Origin of the sequence: Pusillimonas sp. ANT_WB101 (assembly GCF_008369125.1) — a bacterium.
In the GTDB taxonomy this organism is placed as follows: Bacteria; Pseudomonadota; Gammaproteobacteria; order Burkholderiales; family Burkholderiaceae_B; genus Allopusillimonas.
On the sequence record NZ_VOAY01000005.1, the window covers coordinates 141565 to 162609 of the forward strand.

At 54.6% G+C, this 21045-nt stretch carries 19 protein-coding genes and 1 pseudogene; 7 read left to right on the plus strand and 13 right to left on the minus strand.

The window, feature by feature from the left end:
- Positions 1 to 17: 17 nt before the first annotated feature.
- The 7 genes from FQ179_RS19205 to FQ179_RS19235 all read right to left on the minus strand — a co-directional run bounded on the left by FQ179_RS19205 (position 18) and on the right by FQ179_RS19235 (position 8868).
- On the minus strand, positions 18 to 1007 hold the full coding sequence (locus FQ179_RS19205; RefSeq protein ID WP_149398930.1) for a tripartite tricarboxylate transporter substrate binding protein: 990 nt from the start codon (positions 1005 to 1007) through the stop codon (positions 18 to 20).
- Between the two features lie 37 nt (positions 1008 to 1044).
- Positions 1045 to 2040, minus strand: coding sequence for a tripartite tricarboxylate transporter substrate binding protein (locus tag FQ179_RS19210; protein ID WP_149398931.1), 996 nt, complete (start codon positions 2038 to 2040; stop codon positions 1045 to 1047).
- A gap of 27 nt (positions 2041 to 2067) precedes the next feature.
- On the minus strand, positions 2068 to 4017 hold the full coding sequence (locus FQ179_RS19215; RefSeq protein WP_149398932.1) for an acyl-CoA synthetase: 1950 nt from the start codon (positions 4015 to 4017) through the stop codon (positions 2068 to 2070).
- Positions 4018 to 4054: 37 nt separating this feature from the next.
- The gene (locus FQ179_RS19220) at positions 4055 to 5260 is read right to left on the minus strand and encodes a CaiB/BaiF CoA-transferase family protein (RefSeq protein WP_149398933.1); all 1206 of its coding nucleotides are present in this window, start codon (positions 5258 to 5260) and stop codon (positions 4055 to 4057) included.
- A 65-nt stretch (positions 5261 to 5325) separates the two neighbouring features.
- Positions 5326 to 6468 (minus strand): acyl-CoA dehydrogenase family protein, encoded by a 1143-nt coding sequence (locus FQ179_RS19225; RefSeq protein WP_149398934.1) that lies wholly within the window; start codon positions 6466 to 6468, stop codon positions 5326 to 5328.
- 13 nt (positions 6469 to 6481) lie between these two features.
- The gene (locus tag FQ179_RS19230) at positions 6482 to 7678 is read right to left on the minus strand and encodes an acyl-CoA dehydrogenase family protein (RefSeq protein WP_149398935.1); all 1197 of its coding nucleotides are present in this window, start codon (positions 7676 to 7678) and stop codon (positions 6482 to 6484) included.
- Between the two features lie 8 nt (positions 7679 to 7686).
- The gene (locus tag FQ179_RS19235; RefSeq protein WP_149398936.1) at positions 7687 to 8868 is read right to left on the minus strand and encodes an acetyl-CoA C-acyltransferase; all 1182 of its coding nucleotides are present in this window, start codon (positions 8866 to 8868) and stop codon (positions 7687 to 7689) included.
- 416 nt (positions 8869 to 9284) lie between these two features.
- Between FQ179_RS19235 and FQ179_RS19240 the strand changes: the two genes are divergently transcribed.
- Positions 9285 to 10055, plus strand: coding sequence for an IclR family transcriptional regulator C-terminal domain-containing protein (locus FQ179_RS19240; protein ID WP_149398937.1), 771 nt, complete (start codon positions 9285 to 9287; stop codon positions 10053 to 10055).
- A 125-nt stretch (positions 10056 to 10180) separates the two neighbouring features.
- Here FQ179_RS19240 and gspF read toward each other — a convergent pair.
- A pseudogene (gspF, locus tag FQ179_RS19245) lies at positions 10181 to 11161 on the minus strand (type II secretion system inner membrane protein GspF); the annotation flags it as partial.
- Positions 11162 to 11252: 91 nt separating this feature from the next.
- Here gspF and FQ179_RS19250 point away from each other — a divergent pair.
- Positions 11253 to 11675 (plus strand): CopG family transcriptional regulator, encoded by a 423-nt coding sequence (locus tag FQ179_RS19250; RefSeq protein WP_149398938.1) that lies wholly within the window; start codon positions 11253 to 11255, stop codon positions 11673 to 11675.
- A 30-nt stretch (positions 11676 to 11705) separates the two neighbouring features.
- Positions 11706 to 12809, plus strand: a complete 1104-nt coding sequence (locus tag FQ179_RS19255; RefSeq protein ID WP_149398939.1) for a PHB depolymerase family esterase — start codon at positions 11706 to 11708, stop codon at positions 12807 to 12809.
- A 39-nt stretch (positions 12810 to 12848) separates the two neighbouring features.
- On the opposite strand, the gene FQ179_RS19260 is transcribed toward FQ179_RS19255, so the two are convergent.
- From FQ179_RS19260 to FQ179_RS19275, 4 genes are all read right to left on the minus strand, one after another.
- The gene (locus FQ179_RS19260; protein WP_149398940.1) at positions 12849 to 13172 is read right to left on the minus strand and encodes a type II toxin-antitoxin system HicB family antitoxin; all 324 of its coding nucleotides are present in this window, start codon (positions 13170 to 13172) and stop codon (positions 12849 to 12851) included.
- A gap of 3 nt (positions 13173 to 13175) precedes the next feature.
- Positions 13176 to 13430: a toxin HicA gene (locus FQ179_RS19265; RefSeq protein WP_149398941.1), complete on the minus strand. Its 255-nt coding sequence runs from the start codon at positions 13428 to 13430 to the stop codon at positions 13176 to 13178.
- A gap of 147 nt (positions 13431 to 13577) precedes the next feature.
- Positions 13578 to 14561 carry a tripartite tricarboxylate transporter substrate binding protein gene (locus FQ179_RS19270; RefSeq protein WP_149398942.1) on the minus strand — a complete coding sequence of 328 codons (984 nt, stop codon included), beginning with the start codon at positions 14559 to 14561 and terminating at the stop codon, positions 13578 to 13580.
- 212 nt (positions 14562 to 14773) lie between these two features.
- Positions 14774 to 16195, minus strand: a complete 1422-nt coding sequence (locus FQ179_RS19275; RefSeq protein ID WP_149398943.1) for a CoA transferase — start codon at positions 16193 to 16195, stop codon at positions 14774 to 14776.
- A 93-nt stretch (positions 16196 to 16288) separates the two neighbouring features.
- On the opposite strand from FQ179_RS19275, the gene FQ179_RS19280 reads away from it, so the two are divergent.
- The 4 genes from FQ179_RS19280 (at position 16289) to FQ179_RS19295 (ending at position 20099) form a co-directional block, all read left to right on the plus strand.
- Positions 16289 to 17197: a LysR family transcriptional regulator gene (locus FQ179_RS19280; RefSeq protein ID WP_149398944.1), complete on the plus strand. Its 909-nt coding sequence runs from the start codon at positions 16289 to 16291 to the stop codon at positions 17195 to 17197.
- A gap of 156 nt (positions 17198 to 17353) precedes the next feature.
- On the plus strand, positions 17354 to 18154 hold the full coding sequence (locus FQ179_RS19285) for an SDR family NAD(P)-dependent oxidoreductase (RefSeq protein WP_149398945.1): 801 nt from the start codon (positions 17354 to 17356) through the stop codon (positions 18152 to 18154).
- An 11-nt stretch (positions 18155 to 18165) separates the two neighbouring features.
- Positions 18166 to 19107: an SMP-30/gluconolactonase/LRE family protein gene (locus FQ179_RS19290; RefSeq protein WP_149398946.1), complete on the plus strand. Its 942-nt coding sequence runs from the start codon at positions 18166 to 18168 to the stop codon at positions 19105 to 19107.
- 23 nt (positions 19108 to 19130) lie between these two features.
- Complete coding sequence (locus FQ179_RS19295; protein ID WP_149398947.1) at positions 19131 to 20099, plus strand: tripartite tricarboxylate transporter substrate binding protein; 969 nt, start codon at positions 19131 to 19133, stop codon at positions 20097 to 20099.
- A 13-nt stretch (positions 20100 to 20112) separates the two neighbouring features.
- On the opposite strand, the gene FQ179_RS19300 is transcribed toward FQ179_RS19295, so the two are convergent.
- Positions 20113 to 21018, minus strand: a complete 906-nt coding sequence (locus tag FQ179_RS19300; RefSeq protein ID WP_188074666.1) for a LysR family transcriptional regulator — start codon at positions 21016 to 21018, stop codon at positions 20113 to 20115.
- Positions 21019 to 21045: the final 27 nt, after the last annotated feature.

A 21045-nucleotide genomic window follows, 5' to 3' on the forward strand; every position in this document is an offset into this window, starting at 1 on the left:
TGCAGCACAGTTTCTAGTTACATCGCGCTACCGCTCTGCTCTATCAGACGCTTCCAGATTGGCGTCTCGGTTTTAACAACGGCATTGAAAACGTCAGGCGAGCTATTGGTAATCGGCACATAACCCATTTCCGATGCGCGTTTTTGCACTTCGGGCAATTGCATCACAGCATGAATCTCTTTGGCCATGCGATCCACGGCTTCCTGAGGGGCATTGGAAGAAGTGACAAAGCCCAACCAGCCTGAGATCTGATACGTTTCGTCTTCCAGGCCCTGTTCCATTAGAGTTGGCACCTCAGGCAGGGCGGGCATACGTTTGCGGCTGCTGACGCCTATCGCTTTAATTTTCCCCGACTCGATATGCGGCTTGGCCAACAAGGCGCTGGAGTATTGCATCTGGATCTCGCCGCGCAGCAACCCCAACATTACATCAGACTCGCCTTTGTACGGGATATGCGTCATGTCGGCATCTTGTTCCTGACTCATGTGCGAACCCATCAGGTGCGGATAAGAACCGATGCCGTATGAGCCGTAGCTGATCTTCCCTTTATTTGCGCTGACATAGTCAAGCAACTCAGGAGCCGTGTTGGCGGTCACGCTTGGCACGACCACCAATGCCAATGGCGCTTCGACCACTTGATACACCATGCTCAAATCACGCTCGCGATCGTATGGCAGTTTTTTATGCAGAAACTCGTTCGTCATCAATGCGCTTCCCGAGATCAACGTCAAAGTATGACCACCATCACCGGCTCTTACAGCGGTGTCTAATGCAATGATCCCCCCTGCTCCTGGCTTGTTTTCAACGAGCACAGGCACGCCCAGCGGCGCTGTAAGCTTGTCTGCAATCATACGGGCCAGGGTGTCAGTGGCACCACCCGGCGAAAACTGAACCACAAATTTGACAGGTCTCGACGGAAACGCTTCAGCAGATATGGCTGCGTTGCTGGCCAGACCAAACACCATGGTTGTTGCCAGCGTTATTCCTAATAATTTTTTTGAATACATAGTTATCTCTTTCGTTTGTAGTTTTTAAAGCCTAGACTCAATCAACTTTGGCACCGGAGCTTTCCACCAGTGCTGTCCAAATTGGCAGGTCACGTTCGTAGACGGCGGTTACTTTTTCGGGGTTGCTGTCCGTTATCATCAAGAAACCCATTTCTTCGAATCGCTTTTGAACTTCCGGCATTTGGGCCACCTTTAACAAGGTTGCCGCGATTCGTGCACTGATATCGTCAGGTGTCGACGCAGGTGCGGCGAACCCCAGCCAGCCTGACACCGAGTACGCATCATCAGTAAGCCCCTGCTCAACCAATGTGGGCAGGTCTGGAAGCGCGCTAATGCGCGTTTTGCCGGTAATGCCCAGTGCATTCATCGTCCCTGCCTGCACATGCGGCGTGACACCCATGGCACTTGCAAACGTGAAATGAATATCTTTTCCTAGCATGGCCTGCAAAATCGGCGCTTCGCCCTTGTAGGCGATATGGATCATGTCGGCGTCTTGTTTGGCGCTCATGTATGAGCCTGCCAGGTGCGGGTATGACCCAATGCCATACGAACCGTAATTGATTTTGCCTTTGTGTTCTTTTACATACTCAAGCAACTCCGGCGCGGTTTTGACCTTTACGTCTGAGTTAACCACCAACACTTGCGGGATGGTGGCAACCTGATACAGCAGCTTGAAATCACGTTTGGTTTCGTAAGGCACGTCTGTGTAAAAAAACTGGTTGGTTATGAACGCATTACTCGCCGCAAACAACAGCGTGTAGCCGTCTCCCTTTGCTTTGGCAACCATATTGGCTCCAATAATGGATGCCGCACCCGGTTTGTTCTCCACGATGACTGTTTGTCCAAGTTCAAGCGCCATTTTTTCAGCGAAGATGCGCGCTGCCGCATCAGTGCCGCCTCCTGGCGTAAACGGCACAACAATGCGAATTGGCCTGTCCGGGTAATCAGCGACGGCTATTGCCGGGACAGTGCCACACGCGACAACTGTTAACGCGCCAATAAGACGGCGACGGGTCAGTGTTTGCACAATCATGGTTTCTCCTGTGTCCTGTAGTTTTAATTAGCTTTGTTCTGAAAAGCTCAGATTCTCTGAACCTTCCAATTGCGCTTTAATGGGCAGAGGGCCAAGCTCTTTTTCTATTTCGGCTTTCATCTCTGCAAACAGTGCTTTGTGTATGGCCTCGCAGCCAGCAAAAGAAATCCGCACAGTGTCTTCACCCGGGGTATCAACACAAGGGCGCGCAGAAGTGGGGATACCAAGGTGATCACAGATGCTGGCGATCAGGCCCTGTGTCACTTCGAGCGCGGCGCGCAGTCGAAGCTCTGGCTTGTAGATTTTGCCGACGTTCGTCAACGGCATCTGATCGATGATGTAAAGCTGTCGAGGTCTGGCCGGCGCCTCGTCGACGCGTTCACAGGTAAATGCGAGAAGTTCGGCGGGGCTGGCGACAGCCCCTGGCATCAGGGTGGCAAACACAACGGGCAGCTCTCCCGCATACGCATCAGGTGCGCCTACCGCTGCACACATATGTACTGCGGGGTGTGCCCCCAGAGCATCCTCAATCACCTTAGGGTCAATGTTGTGACCGCTGCGTATGATCAAGTCTTTTGCGCGGCCAGAAAGATGCAGCCTTTCCTGCTCATCAAGCCAGCCAAGGTCACCGGTAATAAGCCACCCGTCTTCCGTAAAGGCCTGGGCGTTGTCGATGGGGTCGACGAAGCCTGAGAACACATTAGGCGCCTTAAAAAGAATCATCCCCTGCTCACCCACTGGCATATCTTTACTTGAAGGCTTGCCGCTTTCGTCGACTTCAACAATACGCAACTGTGAATAGGGCAACCTGAAGCCGACACACCCGGCAGGCGCCTGATGGGCTGGCGGTGTAACCGTCGAGATGCCTGCCATTTCAGTCATGCCCAGGCTTTCGTGAATGTGCAGACCAAATAAGCGTTTAAAGCGCGCTGCGAGCTCGGGTTCGAGTATGGCTGCGCCAGTACGGCAGTTTCTCAATGAAGAAATATCAGCGCCATCGAGCGGAACTGTTGTCAGTGCAGCGAGCACAGTTGGCACCACAGACAGATAGGTAGACTTATGCCTTTCCACCAGCCGCCAGTAATCCTTGATCACTGACCTGTTGCGAAACAGCGTTGTAGTGGGGATTACGATTTCGATACCCGAAGAAAGGCATGACAACGAACCTGTAATTGCACCGGCCACATGAAAAAGTGGATAGCCATTTATCGTGATATCGGTGTGCTGCATACCCTGCATCTGAACAAATGCCCACGCAGTAAAGACCTGTGCGCCATGACTGTGACGTGCCAACTTTGGAGCACCCGTCGTTCCACCCGTATGAAAGTACGCAGCAATGTCAGTTGGTGCGATATCCCTTTTACTGACAAGCTGATGGTCGGGCTGCTGAGCGATGAAAGCGTTAAAGTCGGCAACCCCAGCCGGCAGCGCTGGCGCGGCCGACTTGGCTTCGCCATGCGGCGCTATACGAAACACTCCTGTCAATGAGGGCACGCGGTCACGAAGACGCATGGCCTTTGCCCACATGCCTGCGTCTTCGTCCGAGCCCCATACAATCAAAATCTTTGACTGTGCAGCATTCATGAGCGACATAAGCTTGTCGTCGTTGAGCAAAGGATTGAGCGGCTGGACAATGCCGGCAGCCTCCCCACCCCAGAGCGCCAGATGATATTCGGGGCAGGCGGGCAGCAATATGGACACCACATCGTCAGGGCCTACGCCCAAACTGCCCAGTGCATTCGCTGTCTGGGTGATTTTTCTCAGCAGTTCAGCGTACGACCACCGTATAGGCGTGTCATCGGCTTCTGTAGAGTGTAAAAACGTTAACGCTGTTTTGTTGCCAAAGGCACGCGCCGAATTGCAAAACAGCTCATACGTATTGCGAACCGGTATAGCGGCTTCAATCGGTGTCTTTTCTATTTCCAGCACGTCTTCAATAGACTTGACCTGAAAAGCAGACGCAAAGGGAGCAGTCATACAGCCTCTTCAAAAATTATTGGGATGCAAATGCAACTCAGATGACGCCAGACGTTTTCAGCTCTTGAATGCGCTGCTCAGTCAGGCCCAGAAGCTGGGCCAGTACGTCGTCATTCGCTTCGCCAAGTTCGGGAGGTGCCATACGAACTGGCAGACGTTCACCCTTGAAGCGATAGGGCGGCGCAAACACATCAACGGAACCCGCTTTGGGGTGTGGCATAGATTGAATTAACCCGGCTTCAACGGTACGCTTGGATGTCAATGCTTCATGCAGACCCAATACTTCACCCGCGGGGATGCCGACGCGACTCAAGCGCTCAAGCAGATCCGCCCTTGTTCTGGAGGCCACCTCGTGATTAACTTCCACCGACAAGGTTTCACGGTGTTTACGACGTGACAGATTGGTGGTGTAGCGTTCGTCTTCTGCCAAATCTGGCCGATCAATAACCTCGAGACAGAACCGCTTAAACTGGGCATTGTTTCCCACAGCGATGGAGATTTGTCCATCTTTGGCCTGGTAGACACCATAAGGGATGATGGACGGATGAACGTTGCCGAACCGTTGCGGGTTCTCACCCATACGCAGCGCCTCTAGCCCATAGTAAGAAGACAACATGAGGCCGCAATCGTACAAAGCCATTTCGACATGCTGGCCATGCCCCGTCCGGTTGCGTTCGTATAGCGCGGCCAATACCGCTTGCGCCGAGTACATGCCCGTAAAAAGATCGGCGACCGCCACGCCAAACTTCAGAGGCGGCTGGTCCGCCTCACCATTTATCGCGACCAGGCCCGCTTCGCCCTGTATGACAACGTCATAGCCCGGGCGGCTGGCCTCAGGGCCTTTCCTGTCGTACCCCGATACTGAACAATAAATAAGTTCTGGGTGATCTTTGCTTACCTGCTCGTAATCCAGCCCCATATTTGTGACATCGTCAAACTTGAAGTTCTGAATGACGACATCACTTTCCTTGATCAAGTCACGGGCGATCTGCTGTCCCTGCGCTGTCTTCAAATCAAGCGTTATGGATCGCTTGTTTCGGTTTACGCAGTTGTAATACGCCGTCTCGGTCTCGCCGATCTTTATGCCCCAGTCGCGTGTATCGTCTCCACGAGTAGGGTGTTCAACCTTGATGACTTCGGCACCCATATCCGCCAAAACCATTCCACACCACGGGCCGGCCAGGATGCGCGACAGATCCAGTACGCGTACCCCGGACAAAGGAAGGGAAGCTTCGTTGTTCATTGTGTAACCCACCTGATTTTGGTTAACTGAAGTGGGGCGAGCTATTTCGCCCCGCCCGCGTAGGGTCAGCCACTCAGTGCCTTACCGAAAGCCATATACCGGCTCAAATGAAAATGTTCGTCGCCCAGTTGATGATCAATCATGATCAGGCGCTTGGCGTAATGAGACAGGGGCAGCTCCCATGTCATACCAATGCCGCCGTGCAACTGAACAGCTTCTTCGGCCACCAGAGTACCGACGCGCCCAACCGTAAATTTGGCCGCGGAAATCGCACGCGCGCGTTGTACACGGTCGTTGCCCTCCAGAGCTGCTGCAGCCCGGATAACGGCAGACCGGGTTTGCTCAATTTCCAGATAAAGATCGACCATACGGTGCTGAAGCGCCTGAAACCGGCCCAACAAAGCCCCAAACTGCTTACGTGTTTTCAGGTATTCCAGCGTTGCAGCCTGGGCTACTTCCATTGCCCCCAAACTTTCGGCGCACAAAGCCAGAACACCTGCATCAAGCGCACTTTCTATCGCGCCCTGGGCCTGGCCTTCAACACCCAACAAACTGTCTTGCTGCAGTTGAACGTTATCCAGAAAAATTTCTGCAAGACGGCCGCCGTCGATGGTTTGGCAGCCTCGTACAGTAAGCCCTGGCGTACTGGCGGGAATACAAAAAAGCGAGACACCCGCGTTGTCGTTAACCTCGCCCGATGTCCGGGCAGACACAATGAACACGTCACATTGCTCGCCCTGCGGCACCATAGACTTGGCACCGTTTAGCAGCCAGCCATCGCTGTTGCGTTTGGCTCGAGTTTGCACGTGGATCTGAACGGGTGAAGGTTCGACCTCCTCATGGGCGAACGCAACGACCTTGCTTCCCTCAACAATGTCAGTCAGCAGCGTTGGTGCCCGCGCATCACCTGATTTTGCTATGGCCTGTCCCGCCATCAGCGCGCCGAGCAATGGCTCCACCACCAGCCCACGGCCCAATGCTTCGAACACCACCGCAATGTCAAAACCTTCTCCGCCCAAGCCGCCTTCGGCTTCGGTGAACAAGGCACCCATGGCGCCGATATTGGCCAGTTCACTCCAGATTTTGGAGCTATATCCATGGGCAGATGCTGCGGCTTCCTCTCTCAGATCAAATGCGTATTGATCAGCGATAAATCGGTTAAGACTGTCCGCGAGCATGCGCCGCTCGTCCGTATGATTGAAGTTCATTTGAGTGCGGCTCCTACAGGCCCAGAATCATTTTGGAAATAATGTTTTTCTGGATCTCAGTCGATCCACCATATATCGCCAACTTGCGCTTATTGAAGTATTGCGCGGCGGCCGACGTCGCATTGAACGCTGCCTCACGTTCGTCGCCTGTCGGGTCCGCAATAAAATAGCGTGCCTGGCCTCCCATGGCTCGTCGAGTCAAAGAAGAAATCTCTTGGCGAATCTCACTACCGCATAGTTTAAGAATAGAGCTCTCCGCGCCTGGCGCACCACCATCGGCGACGGCTGCGATCACCCGAAGATTGGTAATCTTCAAGTTCTCCAGATCTATTTCCACTCGGGCCAGTCGGGCCGCAAACAACGGATCCTCTGCCAGTGGGCGTCCGCCTTTTACTCGCTCCGCCGCCAGCTTTTTAAGCTGATCAAGCTCAGCCGTTGCCAGGCCTATTCGCGCGCCGCCTGTACGTTCGTAGGTCAAAAGATACTTGGCACAATCCCAGCCTTTGCCTTCTTCACCCACCAGGTTTTCAACAGGCACGCGCACGTCACTGAAAAACACCTCATTAACCTCGTGTGAACCGTCGAGGGTGATAATGGGGCGAACTTCGATCCCTGGGGTGTGCATGTCAATGAGCAGAAAGCTTATGCCTTCTTGCTGCTTGGCACCTGTACTGGTGCGTACCAGGCAAAACATCATATTGGCGTACTGGGCATAACTTGCCCATGTCTTCTGGCCATTGACCACGTAGTGTTCGCCATGCGCATCCACCTTGCGCACGGCCGATGTTTTAAGCGAAGCCAGGTCAGACCCTGACCCTGGCTCGGAATACCCCTGGCACCACCAGTCAGAGCCATCCAGAATGCGGGGCAGCCAGTGTGCCTTCTGGGCCTCGGTTCCATACTTTATCAGTACTGGGCCGAGCAACGTAACGCCAAACGGCGTGTTGCTGGGTGCATTTCCCAATGACAGCTCGTTGTCGTAGATAAAGCGCTTTACGACGCCCCAACCTGGGCCGCCATATTCTTGGGGCCAGTTGGGTGCCAGCCACCCCTGTTTATATTGAATCGCCCACCATTGCTGCATCTCGGCTTTGCTCAAAGGCCAGCCACTTGCAACCTTGTTCTTCAGCGCCAGCGGCAGCTTGTCGGCCAAAAAGGCGCGTACCTCATCGCGAAACTGGTTTTCTTCGGAAGTAAATTTCAGGTCCATGCTGTGCCTCAATAAATTTCGAAGAGACCAGCCGCGCCCATGCCGCCGCCAATACACATGGTGACGACGGCATATTTGGCGCCGCGTCGCTTTCCTTCCAGCATCACATGGCCTACCTGACGCGCACCTGTCATGCCAAAGGGATGACCAATGGAAATGGCACCACCATTAACATTGAGCTTTTCCAGGGGAATACCCAACTGCCGCTGGGAGTACAAAACCTGAGAGGCGAAAGCCTCGTTCAGCTCCCACAGGTCAATATCCTGCACGGTGAGGCCGTAACGCTGCAATAGCTTTGGCACGGCAAAAACCGGGCCAATACCCATTTCGTCGGGCGCACAACCGGCAACGGCAAACCCTCGGAAGGCCCCCAAAGGCTGCAAGCCCAGGCGCTCAGCCTGCGAGGCTTCCATTAGTACACTGGCCGAAGACCCATCCGACAACTGCGAGGCATTTCCTGCGGTAATGAACTTACCCTCACCCCGAACCGGCTGAAGCTTTGCCAGGCCTTCCAGGGTAGTACCGGGACGGTTGCAGTTGTCACGGGTGGCGATAACGTCTCGCATGGTGACTTCGCCCGTTTCTTTATTTTTGTCTGCCATGCGCGTTGCGCATTGAACAATCTCGTTGTCGAACACGCCACTATCCTGGGCTGCAGCAGTGCGACGCTGACTTTCCAGCGCGTATTTATCTTGATCTTCACGCGATATGTCATAACGCTGGGCCACCACGTCAGCGGTATCTATCATGGTCATATGCAGGTCGGGCATGTTCGCCGCAAACCATGGATCAATATCGGTAGGCAAGGTATTGCCAGCGCGGATGCTTGAAATGCTTTCCACACCACCGGCCACCACCGCAGACACGCCTTCGGCGATGATGTTATGCGCTGCCATCGCGATGGCCTGCAGACCTGAGGCACAAAACCGGTTAACCGTAACGCCTGCTATGGACACAGGCAAGGCAGCACGCATCGCCGCCTGGCGAGCAATGTTCTTTCCAGTGACACCTTCGGGATAACCGCAACCAAAAAAAAGGTCGTCGATCATGGCAGGGTCAAGCCCTGAGCGCTCGACAGCTGCTTTTACGGAAAAGGCCGCCAGTTGGGGGCCGGGCGTCGCATTGAACTCTCCGCGATGTGATTTGGTCAGGGGAGTGCGGGCGGTTGAGACAATAACGGCTTCACGCATAATAATGTGCCTTTGCAATAAAAACGATGAGTACGGTAGTGAGATGGGAGTCCGTCGGGCAGGCTATTCAGGCTGTTGAAGCCCCGGCCTTGCTCTACCAGGTATCTATCTATCCTTTGAAGTGACACCTCGCAAGCGAAGTGCTGCGAGTGCCGGTATGCGATGCAAACAAGCCTACTCAACACGCCACGTTGAAATGGTGTGTGGGCTTGCCTGAGTGTTGAGTTTCAGATGGTCATTGCCATCTTTGAACTACGATGATCCAGTGTGCGTCTGCCGAAAATAAGGGTCAAGCATCAGCCCCCTCTTCGCTGCCTGAGCTTGCCTCCATAAAGCTCCAAATGTTCGCTAATCGCACACAAAATAGATTTTCGGCTGTATAGTTGCACCGGATTCTTTTGAGGGGGTGGCGTTATATGGAAGACTTTCGCGATTTGGAGGGCGACCCCAACTTCATGCGGTCTCTTGCGCGCGGGCTGCTCGTCATCACGGCATTTGCAGACCGCAAAACTCCCATGACTATCGCTGAACTGGCCCGCATTACCAAACTGGACAGGTCAGTCGTCAGGCGATGTCTTTATACGCTGACGCAGCTCGGCTTTGCCCAGACGCATGACAGCAGGTTTTCGCTTGATCCCAGCATTCTGCAACTGGGGCATTCTTACTTTTCGTCCTCCAGGCTGGTGGAAGCAAGCCAGCCCTATCTCGATCAACTGGGTAACAGCATCTACACAAACTGTGCGCTGGCCATAATGAGCAACCACGAAGTTGTGTATCTGTCGCGCTTCCAAAGCAAAAGGCTGATCCAGAAACACATAGGGCTGGGCAGCCGTCTGCCGGCCTACTGCACTTCGGTGGGGCGAGTGCTCCTTGCCATGCTCGACGCGGATGAACTCGATACATATCTAGATCGGGAAACCCTCAGGCCATACACCGAATACACAGTTTTCGAAAAAAGTCAGCTGAAACATCTGATAGAAAAAACTGCAGAAGATGGTTTCTGTATTCTTGATCAGGAAATCGAACTGGGGATGGCAGCGATTGCGGTTCCTGTAAAAACGGACGTAGCCCAAACCTCCATGGCACTGAGCGTAACAGTAAACACAAAATTTGTAGCCGCAAACCAGTTGCGCGACATGTATCTGGACAAAATGACTCAATTAGCCAGCAAGCTTTCCACACTGTGATTGCATGGCCAATAGCCGCACGCAATTTGAGTGTTAAAAGCTAAATTGCGATTTCCAACGTTGCGCCCCGCATCGAACGCAGGCTGGCCTGCCTTGCAAAGACGCTCCTCCTTCCCTACCAAGCCCTACTGCACCAGCTGATTGATTTCGATAATCGGCATCATCACGGCCAGCACAATCACCAGCACGATACCGCCCATGATAAGAATCATCATGGGTTCGAGCACCGCCGTCATGGTCATGGCGCGCCGTTCAAGCTCAACCGACAATACACCCGCTGCGCGATCCAGCATGGCCGGCAACTCGCCCGTACGTTCGCCGCTCCCAACCAGGTGGATTAACAACGGCGGAAACACCTTCTGCACCTGCAGCGCCTGAGCCAGCGGGCTGCCCTCCCGCACCCGACGGGTCGCATCATCGACTGCGGTCTGCAGCTTGCGGTTTCTGAGTGTGCGGCGCGCCGCATCAAGGGCAGCAAGCAATGGCACATTACTACCCGTGAGTATGGCCAGCGTGGCTGAGAATCGCGCCACGTCCACACCCTGTGCATAGCGACCGAGTATCGGCAACTTCAACACACGGGCATCCCAGGCCAGGCGGGCTGCTGGTTGTCGAAGATGCAAGCGCCATAAGCCGATGAGCACGACCAGGCAAATAACCGCGATCAGCCCCCATTGGCGCGCTGCGGCGCTGGCCGCAAGCATGATGCGCGTCAGCAAAGGCAACGACTGATGTGCCTGAGAAAAAGCACCCACCACCTGCGGCACCACATAACTTAGCAAGAAAATTACGATGCCGATGGAGACCATGGTGACAATGGCCGGGTAAATAAATGCAGTGAGCACCTTATTGCGCAATGCACCGCGTGACTCGATATAGTCAGCTAATTTCTCAAGCACCTGGGCCAGATCACCCGACTGCTCACCGGCATCAACCAGAGCGCGGTAGATCTCGGGAAAGTGTCTGGGATGGGCGGCCAGCGCATCACCAAGACGATGACCAGCACGCACGTCATCACGCACGGCAGCCAGTGTTTGGGCCACATGCTTGCGCTCGGCTTGTTCTAGTGTGGCGCGCAGTGCAGCCTCTAACGGCAACCTGGCGGCTTAATGGCACAACATAAATGCGAGAAAACAACAAACCTATCAAATTGAAACATCCGTAGACCATCCAAGTGGATGGTTTTATTATGTGCTCATGCCTCCAAGAACTCGCCCCCTCACTTCCGTTCCCAAGCCCGCCGACGAAAAGATCACCATCAATCTCGGTTACGTCGACCTTGGCCAAATCGACCTTCTCGTTCAGGAAGGCTTTTATGCAAACCGAACCGATCTGATCCGAACTGCCATCCGTAATCAGCTGGCCACGCATGGCGACGCCGTACGCCAGGCGGTCAGCCGAAAGACACTGGTGCTTGGCATTCAGCACTACACCACTGAAGATTTACTCGCGGTCCAGGCCGCAGGCGAAACACTTGATATCCGTGTGCTGGGCCTGGCGACCATCGCGCCCGACGTTACGCCCGAGCTGGCGCTCGCCACCATCCAATCCTTGACGGTACTGGGGGCTCTCCATGCCAGCCCCGCCGTAAAAGCAGCCCTGCGTCAGCGCATTCGCTGACTACCTCTTCGCAGTAAAGGCAATAAATCTATGCATCCCCAATTTCAACAGCTAATGAAGCAGGCCGCCCGGCTGACGCAATCCGGCGATCTGGCCGCAGCCACAGCCATGATCCAATCTGCGCTGCAAAACGGCGGCGCTTCCAACGCGCACAACCAGTATGACGACACCAACGTCATTGACGTCCAGGCCTGGGAAATCCCAAACCCCGACTATGCAACGTCTACAACTGCTACCTCTCACGAACAAATCATCACGCCTACGCGCAAGCCAGTCGTTACTGGCGATACCTTTATCGCGGGGTCATTTCACAACTCATCGGGCCAACGCGGCTACAAACTGTACGTACCACCCGACGCGGGCGAGCGGCCACTGCCATTGGTGGTCATGCTTCATGGCTGTACCCAGGACGCCGACGACTTTGCAGCCGGCACTGCCATGAACAAGATCGCAAAATCGCAGGGCTTCTATGTACTCTACCCTATCCAACCGGCCCAACTTAACCCACAGAAATGCTGGAACTGGTTCAAGCACAACCACCAACATCAAGGCCGGGGCGAACCTTCGATTCTTGCGGGCATGACAGGTAAAGTCATTGGGGAGCACGCCATCGATACGCAACGTGTTTACGTAGCAGGCTTATCGGCGGGCGGAGCCATGGCAGCCATCTTGGCCAGTGCTTATCCTGACCTGTACGCGGCGGCGGGCGTTCACTCAGGGCTGGCACCTGGCGCGGCATCGGATCTGCCGTCGGCGCTCGCCGCAATGAAAGGTGCAGGCAGTAAAAAGCCTATACACGCAGGCAGCGGTGTGCCCACCATTGTTTTCCATGGGGATCACGATAAAGTCGTGCACCCGGGTAATGCCCAGAGCGTGATTGCAGCCAGCGCAGGCGCGTCTGCACGTGTCGAAACCCTTCGTGTGCCAGGCTTGAATAACAAGCGTCACAGCACCAAGCACATGTACCGCAATGCGGCGGGCGACATCATTGCCGAGCGCTGGGAAGTCCATGGCGCTGGCCATGCCTGGGCCGGCGGGACAAAAAACGGTTCATACACGGATCAGGCCGGCCCCGACGCCACGGGTGAGATGTTGCGATTCTTTTTTGAGCGGTCGTTGGATAATAAGCGGTAGCCGTGTCAATCAGGCGGTTTAGCCACCTGGCACCGCCTGCTACATGGCCAGCTTGGCGCTAACCAGCCGATTCATGCTCACGCCTTTTTCAGCGGCCTCTAATGCCAGCTTGCGGTGAACCATGGGCGGCACCCGCACCGCAAAGCGCCCACTATAGGTACGGTCTGACATAGGCGACGGCACATTCTCGCCATTAGCCTGCATGTCGGCCACAACCTCGGCCACCGTGCCAATAATGCCGTGCAGCGCACGATCCATATCTGCATCTAACCACGACAGGCTGGGGAACTCTGTGCACAAGCCGATGTGTTCCTGGTCTTCTTCTGACCAGATTACCCGGTAGGTGTAGTGTTTTACGTCCATTTTTTATGGCTCCTCAGACGTTTTTAATTTGTCCAGTGCAGCCAGAATTTGGCGTATCTGGTACGTTTTAGCTTTGCCGTTTTTGTTTTGTATGTTGATGCGTGGGTCACCTTGCCAAGGTGTTTTGAAAACCACATGACTGCCGTTAGTTTGGCGCGGCCGGCCGAAAAACTTGCAGCAGACTTTCACCGCCTCTTCAAAACACACATCATGGGGATTAGCCTGCATCTGTTTGATAATTTTTTCGATACTTGGCATAGGTATTATCTTTACTAGCGCACTTATTGAATGGTATCAATAGTGACACCATAAATCAATACTTTGCGGCGTATCAGAAATACATGTGCGCACGCCAGAATATTTAATCCTGGCGCAGCAGCAAGCCCGTTTATAGCAAGAAGCCGATCAGCCTGCCTTCAGGCCCAACCGGGAGATGGTGTCCGACCAGCGGTCGTATTCCCTATCGATGAAATCTTGGCACTGCTGCGGACTTTTATTCATTACCTCAGCCCCCTGAAAGCGCAGGCTTTCTAGAATTGCTGGGTCTTTCATCGCTTTCTGAAGCGCCTGGTCCAGCTTTTTCAAAATATCGGTGCTCGTTCCCTTGGGCGCGAGCAGCACTTGCCACGTGCCACCATCAAACCCCTCAAGGCCAGGCACACTTTCACTTAACGTTGGCACGTCCGGCAGCACTACCGAGCGTTTATTCGATGTCACCGCCAATGGTTTCACCCGCCCATCCTGGATGAACGGCATGGCGCTGTTGAATGACCCTGAATACATAAAATTGGTGTTGCCACCGGCCAGATCGGTCAGAGCAGGCCCATTACCTTTATAAGGCACATGCTGAAACTTCAGGCCCAGCTTATTGGCGATGTCCATCGCAACCAGATGGTCAATAGACCCATTGCCAGATGACCCCATGAAATACTTATCCGGGTGGTTTTTCATGTCTTTATAAAAAGATTCTGCATTCTTCGCATCCACAGTCTTTTGCGACGTCAGCAGAATCAGAGGGACGGATACCGAGCAGCCAGCTGCAACGAATGCAGTCTTGGGATTCAAGTCTTCTCGGGCAAAGAGGGCTGGAGCCGTAGTGATCGAGGATGTGCCATACATCAGCGTATACCCGTCGGGCTTTGCCCTGAGAAGCTCCTGCGCACCGATATTGCCTCCTGCGCCGGGGCGATTCTCAATGACAATAGGAACCTTCAGTTCTTCGGATACCTTCTTGAACAGCACACGACCAATGGCATCTGTCGGCCCACCCGGTGCAAAGCCAATGATCAGCGCAATGGGTTTGTCGGGATAAGTGTTGGCTGCCTGCGCAACGGGGCCTGCGCAGACTAAGGCAGCCACGGCGGTGACAAGTGTTTTTTTACTTAACATAGTCCTTTCCAGGAGGCTCCCAGACTAAACAGAAGCGATGGTGTACTGCCCATCAACGAAAAGGCGTCGATACGTCTCATGTTTTCTGTCAAAGCCCGAACGCACTCCAGCTCCTTTGATTGTTGATGGTCTTTACTGCGATAGCACTGCAGGGTCGTACTCTAGAAGTTATAAGGGTCTGATCTGATTTGATGCATAAGTATGATCCGGCATCACTCCAGCCAGACAGGAGGGTGCGCGCCATTAGGAGCAGGTGGTAATACCCAGCGCGCAGGGGTTTTTGAAAACTGGGCAACGGGCGGCAGCTGCTGTAGTGGGCCGTATGCAGACTCGCGCAGCTCCAGCGCCGGATTCAAGCCTTCGGCAAAATGGCGCCTGGGTTTATCGCCGTCAAACTCACTATCCAGGCCCATGCTTTGTACCCACATTGAGGTTCTGGCCAGCGAAACCCTCACGTGATAACTGCCGCCTTCTTTGGCACGCCGCAACAGAGCCTGCATTACGCCAGCCGCACCGAGATATCCAGTCAGGTAATCATTGAGCAAGTAAGTGGGTACGACTCGCGGCCTTCCTCCCTGCCCTTCACTGACGGCGATTCCACTCGCTGTTTGACCCAACTGCTCAAAGCCGCCATAGCTGCCCCAAGGGCCTAGGTCACCGTATGCGGTAACCGTAACGTAGATAATGCCGGGCCGTATGGCCGCTGCATCGGCAGCACCCAGCCCACGACGAGCCATGCTTCCAGGGCGCCACGATTGCACCACCACATCGGCACCACTCATCAGTGCCCGGGCCTTAATCATATCGACTGGCGCATCGAAATCCAGAAAGGCGGATCGCTTGCCGATGTTGGTATCAATAGTCTGCCTGAACGGGTCTTGCATCATGGGCGACGTTATGCGCAGCACATCTGCCCCGTGCTCGGCCAGCGATCGCGCCACAACAGGCCCAGCAATCACGTGGCCCAGATCAAGCACTCGGATGCCGTCCAGCGGTCGCTGGCTAGGTCGTGGCGGCTCCGGATCGCTGTCCCCGATTTTCTCAATGTCAATCACGGGCGAGGCCTCCAGCAAAGCACCTTGCGGATGCGCGCGCCACTCTTCGCTGCTTCGGGCATAAATGCCCGGCAACTTTCGGTCTGCAAATGCCGTTTCGAGCTCATCCGCATCGCGCTGAGCTATGGCGGCACTTAGCGCCTCGGCTGAGTTTGCACATTGCAACAGATCGAGCACGCCATCACGCAAATGTGGATACGAGCCTATGGGAAAGAACCAGCGTGCGTCTCTGGTTTTATAAAAATCAGCCTTAAGTTCAGTGAGTAGCGACAGCGCTGGCAACGAATAGCCGCTTTGTCGCTGAAAATGCCCTGGATTGAGCGAGCTGGCAGCCTGCATCACATCTATGCCTATCGTCTGATGCTGCCCTGTCGCGGCATGCCACCACGCCTCGACGCCCAAGGCGTAGGCTCCAATCGCAGCAGCGGCTGACACAGTCAGTTTGTGAGGTGATTCAAAGCGCGGAGCAGAGCCGAAGCAGCGAATACGGGCCAAAGATTCATCGCCAAAACGCAGGGCATCGCAGAGGCTGGCTATCGCTTTGGATGTTTGCTCGGACATTGCGGTGGAATGGCTCATCTAAGACTCCTGTCAACGGAAGTTGAGTTTATGTTTGCCCGGTAACAATGTCCAACATATAATTTAGGTCTCTGTAAGACATAAAAAAGCTTAATGCTAAACAGCCGATTACTCCAACAATTTATCGCCGTAGCCGAAGAACTGCACTACGGTCGCGCGGCCCAGCGCATCGGCATGGCACAGTCCCCACTCAGCCAGGCCATTCAAAAACTGGAATCCTACGTCGGCACGCCACTCTTTCTGCGCAATAAACGCGCTGTTGCTCTAACCCCGGCTGGCCGCATATTTCTCGAAGAAGCCTATCAATGGCTCAAGTACGAGCGCACGGCCATAGAACGCACGCTGCACGCAAGCAGTGGCGAAATCGGTCAACTATCCTTAGGCTTTATTGGAAGTGTCGGATACGGCTTCATGCCTGACCTAATTGGTCATTTTCGGCGCAGTTATCCTGACGTCCGACTGCGCGTTGTCGAAATGACCACCAAAGATCAGATCGAGCAGCTGAAAGGGCGCTCTCTTGATCTTGGCCTTTTGCGTACACCCTTGGTTCAAGAAGCCTCATTCATCGAAACGCGTTTGTACCGGCATGACCACTTGATGGCAGCCCTGCCCAAGACGCATGCTTTAGCCGGCCAAAAGTCAGTTTCATTGCGACAGTTGTCGCATGAATCATTCGTATCGTTTTCAAGGGAGAAAGTTCCTACTGCGCATGCCCAGTTAATTGCCGCCTGTGCCGCGGCAAACTTTTATCCCCATATAGAGCAAGAATGCTCACAAGTAGCCGGCGTCATCTGCCTGGTGGCTGCAGGTCTTTCCGTGGCAGTAATCCCCAGCAATCTTGCATCGCTCATGCATCCCAAAGTTCAGTATGTGCCGCTATCCGACACAACCCACCATCTCTCGCAGGAAGTCTCCCTGGCCTGGCGTAAAGGCGATGGCAACCCAGCTTTAGCGTCGTTTCTTCAAGTGGCGTCAACCCAAGCACCACACGCTGCAGCGTAAGCAATCGGCTGTGTAGTCGTCCTGCTGCCGTAAGCGCCTAGCCCGCATCGCTCTTCTGTTATGCACAAATAACATAACAGAAGTCCGGGAAACAGGCTTGGTGGGTACCTTACCAACTCCTATGATGATTGGACAATCATTTGAGCGAGCAAAACAATGGGCAACAGGTTAAAGAACAAGGTCGCCATCATTACCGGCGCAGGAAGCGTGGGGCCGGGCTGGGGTAACGGGCGCGCCGCTGCATGGCGCTTCGCACAGGAAGGCGCTAAAGTCTTTGCCGTAGACCTGAACCCCAGTGCGCTGGAGAGCACAGTAGACCTTGTCCGCGCAGAAGGCGGAGAGATCACCCCCTTCACTGCAGACGTTACCCAGGCGTCAGAGGTGTCCAAACTGGTCGAGGCCTGCATCGCGACCTATGGCCGCGTTGACATCCTGATGAACAATGTAGGTGGCTCCCACAAAGGCGGGCCTGTTGATCTGTCCGAGCAAGACTGGGACAAGCAGATCGACTTTAACCTCAAAAGCGCCTTTCTCATGTGCAAGTACGTATTGCCGCACATGGCCGAACAGCAATCTGGCGCAATCGTCAATGTCTCGTCTACATCGGGCATACGCTGGACAGGGTCTGCCCAGGTTGCCTATGCAAGCAGCAAGGCCGGTGTTATCCAACTTTCCCGCGTCGTGGCAATTGAATATGCCAGCCTGAACATTCGCTGCAACGCCGTCATTCCCGGTCAGTTGCACACTCCCATGGTTGAAACACGGCTGGCTGGCCAGCGTGCTGGCGGGGATGTCGAAAAATTACTGCAACAACGCCAGGCACGCATACCTCTGCCGTTCATGGGAGACGGTCGCGACACCGCCAATGCAGCCTTGTTCCTGGCTTCGGATGAAGCCAGGTTCATTACCGGCACTGAACTGATTGTGGACGGCGGCATGGTCGCGCGCTGTTCCTGAGGAGTGAAACCATGTATTTGTCAGAACGCTATCCCGATCCTGCTATTCGCATACTCGATGAAAGCTTTGCCAAGCTCGTACTTGCGCTCGCCAAGGTAGAGCGGATTTCCAGCGATTGCCGATGGGCAGAAGGTCCTGTTTGGATGGGAGACCATCATTGTCTTTTGTGGAGCGATGTGCCGTCCAACCGCATTTTGAGATGGGATGAGCGCACTGGCCAGACCAGCGTGTTCAGAGAGCCATCCAATTACGCCAACGGCAATACCCGCGATCTGCAAGGCCGATTAATTACCTGCGAACATCTTGGACGACGCGTGACGCGTACCGAGTACGACGGCACGATCACTGTTCTGGCCGACACATTCAACGCCAAGCCGCTCAATTCACCCAATGATGTTGTTGTGTCTTCCGATGGGGCCGTGTGGTTCACAGACCCGCCCTTCGGCATTGCGGGCTACTACCAGGGCGAAAAAGCGCAACAGGAAATCCCTGAGGCAACCTACCGCCTCGCCCCTAAGACAGGTGTCTTGCAGGTTGTCGATGCCACTGTCCAGGGACCAAACGGGCTTGCCTTCTCGCCAGACGAAAAAACCCTATACGTTGTTCAGTCGCGCTCTGCGCCCCGCACGCTCGTCGCCTTCGATGTGGCGCCAGATGGCACGCTGTCGGGCAAGCGGGACTTCATCGATGCTGAAGCAGGTACTCCTGATGGCTTTCGTGTGGATATTGAAGGCAACCTCTGGTGTGGCTGGGGGATGGGCACGGCTGAGCTTGACGGCGTACGCATTTTCAACCCCAAGGGCCAGGCTATCGGACATATTGCCCTGCCTGAGCGTTGCGCCAATCTGACCTTTGGCGGCACACATCGCAATCGCTTGTTCATGGCATCGAGCACGTCGGTGTACTCATTGTTCGTCAACACACAGGGTGCCACGGTGGCATCACACTTCTAAATAAAATCAGCCTGGAGACTCTTATGCAACCTACTAAATTGATTCAGCATGCCGCTGGCGTGCTTCTGTTCGCCGTCGCCGGAACAGCATTGGCGCAAACTGGCACCACACGCATTGTTGTCGCGTTTCCTCCTGGGGGGCCTGCCGACACTCTCGCCAGGGTCGTTGCCAATGAGCTTAGCCCTATCATTGGCCAGAACGTTCTGGTCGAAAACAAGCCAGGCGGCAATGGCGCCATCGCAGCCAACGAAGTCAAGCGCGCAAAGCCTGACGGTACAACCATATTCTTGAGTTCCACGGGAGCCATCGCCGTAAACCCAGGGCTCTACAAAAAGCTCACCTACAACCCAGAAAAAGACTTCGTGCCCGTCACCATGCTAGTAGCCACGCCTGAAGTGCTGGCGCTGTCCCCCAAAAAAGGTATGAAAAACTTCGAAGACTTTGCAAAGGCTGCCGCCAAGGGAGGCGAGGGGGTCTCATTGTCTTCATCTGGCATAGGCAGCATGCCGCATATGGCCATCAGCCTGCTCAAGCGCACAACACACCTGAACATTCTGCATGTACCCTACAGCGGCGCAGCCCCCGCTATCAATGACTCCATGGGCGGACAGGTCGATGGGTTCTTCGGCGACATTTCAGGCCTGCTGAAATACATCGAGGACAATCGTCTGACGGCGGTGGGCGTTGCGGCCGGAAAGCGCTCCCCCGCACTGCCCGATGTACCCACATTCCAGGAGCTTGGATATCCGGATGTCGTGGCAATCAATTGGTACGGCGTATTCGCACCTGCGGGCACATCCCCCGAGGTTGTAAACACCTTGAACGCCGCCTTCAACAAAGCCATGCAATCTGAAAAGGCCAAGGCCTTTATAAAAAGCACCGGCGTTGATGCGTTTTCGACAACACCTGGCGAGTTCAAGAAAATGGTCACCGATGATACCGATAAATGGGCGGCGCTGATCAAGGAAGAAAATATAACGGTGAACGAATAAGACGCCGTGCCAGTTAGCCGGCCGTCCACGTTTCGATGACAAGCTCATGCAGCATATCCGACACACCATCATTCAGTTTGTTTATGCGCGCTTCGTGAACGGGGGTGGCAATGACCAGATCGTTAATGATGACGGGGTTCTCGATAAGGGCGTAGCGAAATCTACCCTGATGTCGCGGATCCTCAACTTCGGACTTGGGAAGAATCGAACACACTTCGGCCTGCAGTGTGGTTTCACCGACGCTCTGAACCAAATCCACCTCGGCAACGATGTCCAGACTGATGCTCAGCTCTCTGCAGGCCTTGTCGACCAGCGCACGTATGGAGTTGGGTGCGCTGGGCAACACCATGGGAAAGGCCTGCAGTTCGCTACCCTGAATGCGCGAGGAAGGAGCAGGCTGATACGTATCCGAGTAGGCCAGCACCAGTTCTTCGCGAAAAATGGATCGATAGCGCAGCAGGTCGGAAGGTGGAGGGTCATACAACAGGGCAATATCAATACGCGCCTTGCTCAGCCAGCCAAACATTTCGACGCTAAGCCCCTCTGTCACATTAAGTGTGGCACCCGGAAAAGCCTCTCGAAACCGCTTGACCAGTTCGGGCGCAATGCGTCTGGAAATTCTGGGCGGCAAGCCCAGCCGTATCCTGCCGTCGCACTGCGCGCGATATCGATCAAGATCTTCTTGCGCGATCCTGACAGCGCGGCTAATGGTTTGCGCATGATTGAGCAACCTGAACCCAGCTTCGGTCGGCTCCACGCCGCGACCTGTTCGGCGCAGCAAATGCAAGCCCAACCCAGCCTCAAGTTGCTGCATTTGACGGCTCAAGGACGGCTGAGAAATATGCAGTACGTCGACCGCACGGGAAAAGCTCTTTTGTTCGCAAACAACGATGAAGTATTCAAGTTGCTTGATGTCCATGAGCCTCCTCTCGCCGCGTCGTGTTAT

What these genes read in the sequence shown, in the direction of transcription:
- FQ179_RS19205 (WP_149398930.1), bottom strand. Translation starts at nt 1,007, where the DNA reads ATGTATTCAAAAAAATTATTAGGAATAACGCTGGCAACAACCATGGTG.
- FQ179_RS19210 (WP_149398931.1), bottom strand. Translation starts at nt 2,040, where the DNA reads ATGATTGTGCAAACACTGACCCGTCGCCGTCTTATTGGCGCGTTAACA.
- FQ179_RS19215 (WP_149398932.1), bottom strand. Translation starts at nt 4,017, where the DNA reads ATGACTGCTCCCTTTGCGTCTGCTTTTCAGGTCAAGTCTATTGAAGAC.
- FQ179_RS19220 (WP_149398933.1), bottom strand. Translation starts at nt 5,260, where the DNA reads ATGAACAACGAAGCTTCCCTTCCTTTGTCCGGGGTACGCGTACTGGAT.
- FQ179_RS19225 (WP_149398934.1), bottom strand. Translation starts at nt 6,468, where the DNA reads ATGAACTTCAATCATACGGACGAGCGGCGCATGCTCGCGGACAGTCTT.
- FQ179_RS19230 (WP_149398935.1), bottom strand. Translation starts at nt 7,678, where the DNA reads ATGGACCTGAAATTTACTTCCGAAGAAAACCAGTTTCGCGATGAGGTA.
- FQ179_RS19235 (WP_149398936.1), bottom strand. Translation starts at nt 8,868, where the DNA reads ATGCGTGAAGCCGTTATTGTCTCAACCGCCCGCACTCCCCTGACCAAA.
- FQ179_RS19240 (WP_149398937.1), top strand. Translation starts at nt 9,285, where the DNA reads ATGGAAGACTTTCGCGATTTGGAGGGCGACCCCAACTTCATGCGGTCT.
- FQ179_RS19250 (WP_149398938.1), top strand. Translation starts at nt 11,253, where the DNA reads ATGCCTCCAAGAACTCGCCCCCTCACTTCCGTTCCCAAGCCCGCCGAC.
- FQ179_RS19255 (WP_149398939.1), top strand. Translation starts at nt 11,706, where the DNA reads ATGCATCCCCAATTTCAACAGCTAATGAAGCAGGCCGCCCGGCTGACG.
- FQ179_RS19260 (WP_149398940.1), bottom strand. Translation starts at nt 13,172, where the DNA reads ATGGACGTAAAACACTACACCTACCGGGTAATCTGGTCAGAAGAAGAC.
- FQ179_RS19265 (WP_149398941.1), bottom strand. Translation starts at nt 13,430, where the DNA reads ATGCCAAGTATCGAAAAAATTATCAAACAGATGCAGGCTAATCCCCAT.
- FQ179_RS19270 (WP_149398942.1), bottom strand. Translation starts at nt 14,561, where the DNA reads ATGTTAAGTAAAAAAACACTTGTCACCGCCGTGGCTGCCTTAGTCTGC.
- FQ179_RS19275 (WP_149398943.1), bottom strand. Translation starts at nt 16,195, where the DNA reads ATGAGCCATTCCACCGCAATGTCCGAGCAAACATCCAAAGCGATAGCC.
- FQ179_RS19280 (WP_149398944.1), top strand. Translation starts at nt 16,289, where the DNA reads ATGCTAAACAGCCGATTACTCCAACAATTTATCGCCGTAGCCGAAGAA.
- FQ179_RS19285 (WP_149398945.1), top strand. Translation starts at nt 17,354, where the DNA reads ATGGGCAACAGGTTAAAGAACAAGGTCGCCATCATTACCGGCGCAGGA.
- FQ179_RS19290 (WP_149398946.1), top strand. Translation starts at nt 18,166, where the DNA reads ATGTATTTGTCAGAACGCTATCCCGATCCTGCTATTCGCATACTCGAT.
- FQ179_RS19295 (WP_149398947.1), top strand. Translation starts at nt 19,131, where the DNA reads ATGCAACCTACTAAATTGATTCAGCATGCCGCTGGCGTGCTTCTGTTC.
- FQ179_RS19300 (WP_188074666.1), bottom strand. Translation starts at nt 21,018, where the DNA reads ATGGACATCAAGCAACTTGAATACTTCATCGTTGTTTGCGAACAAAAG.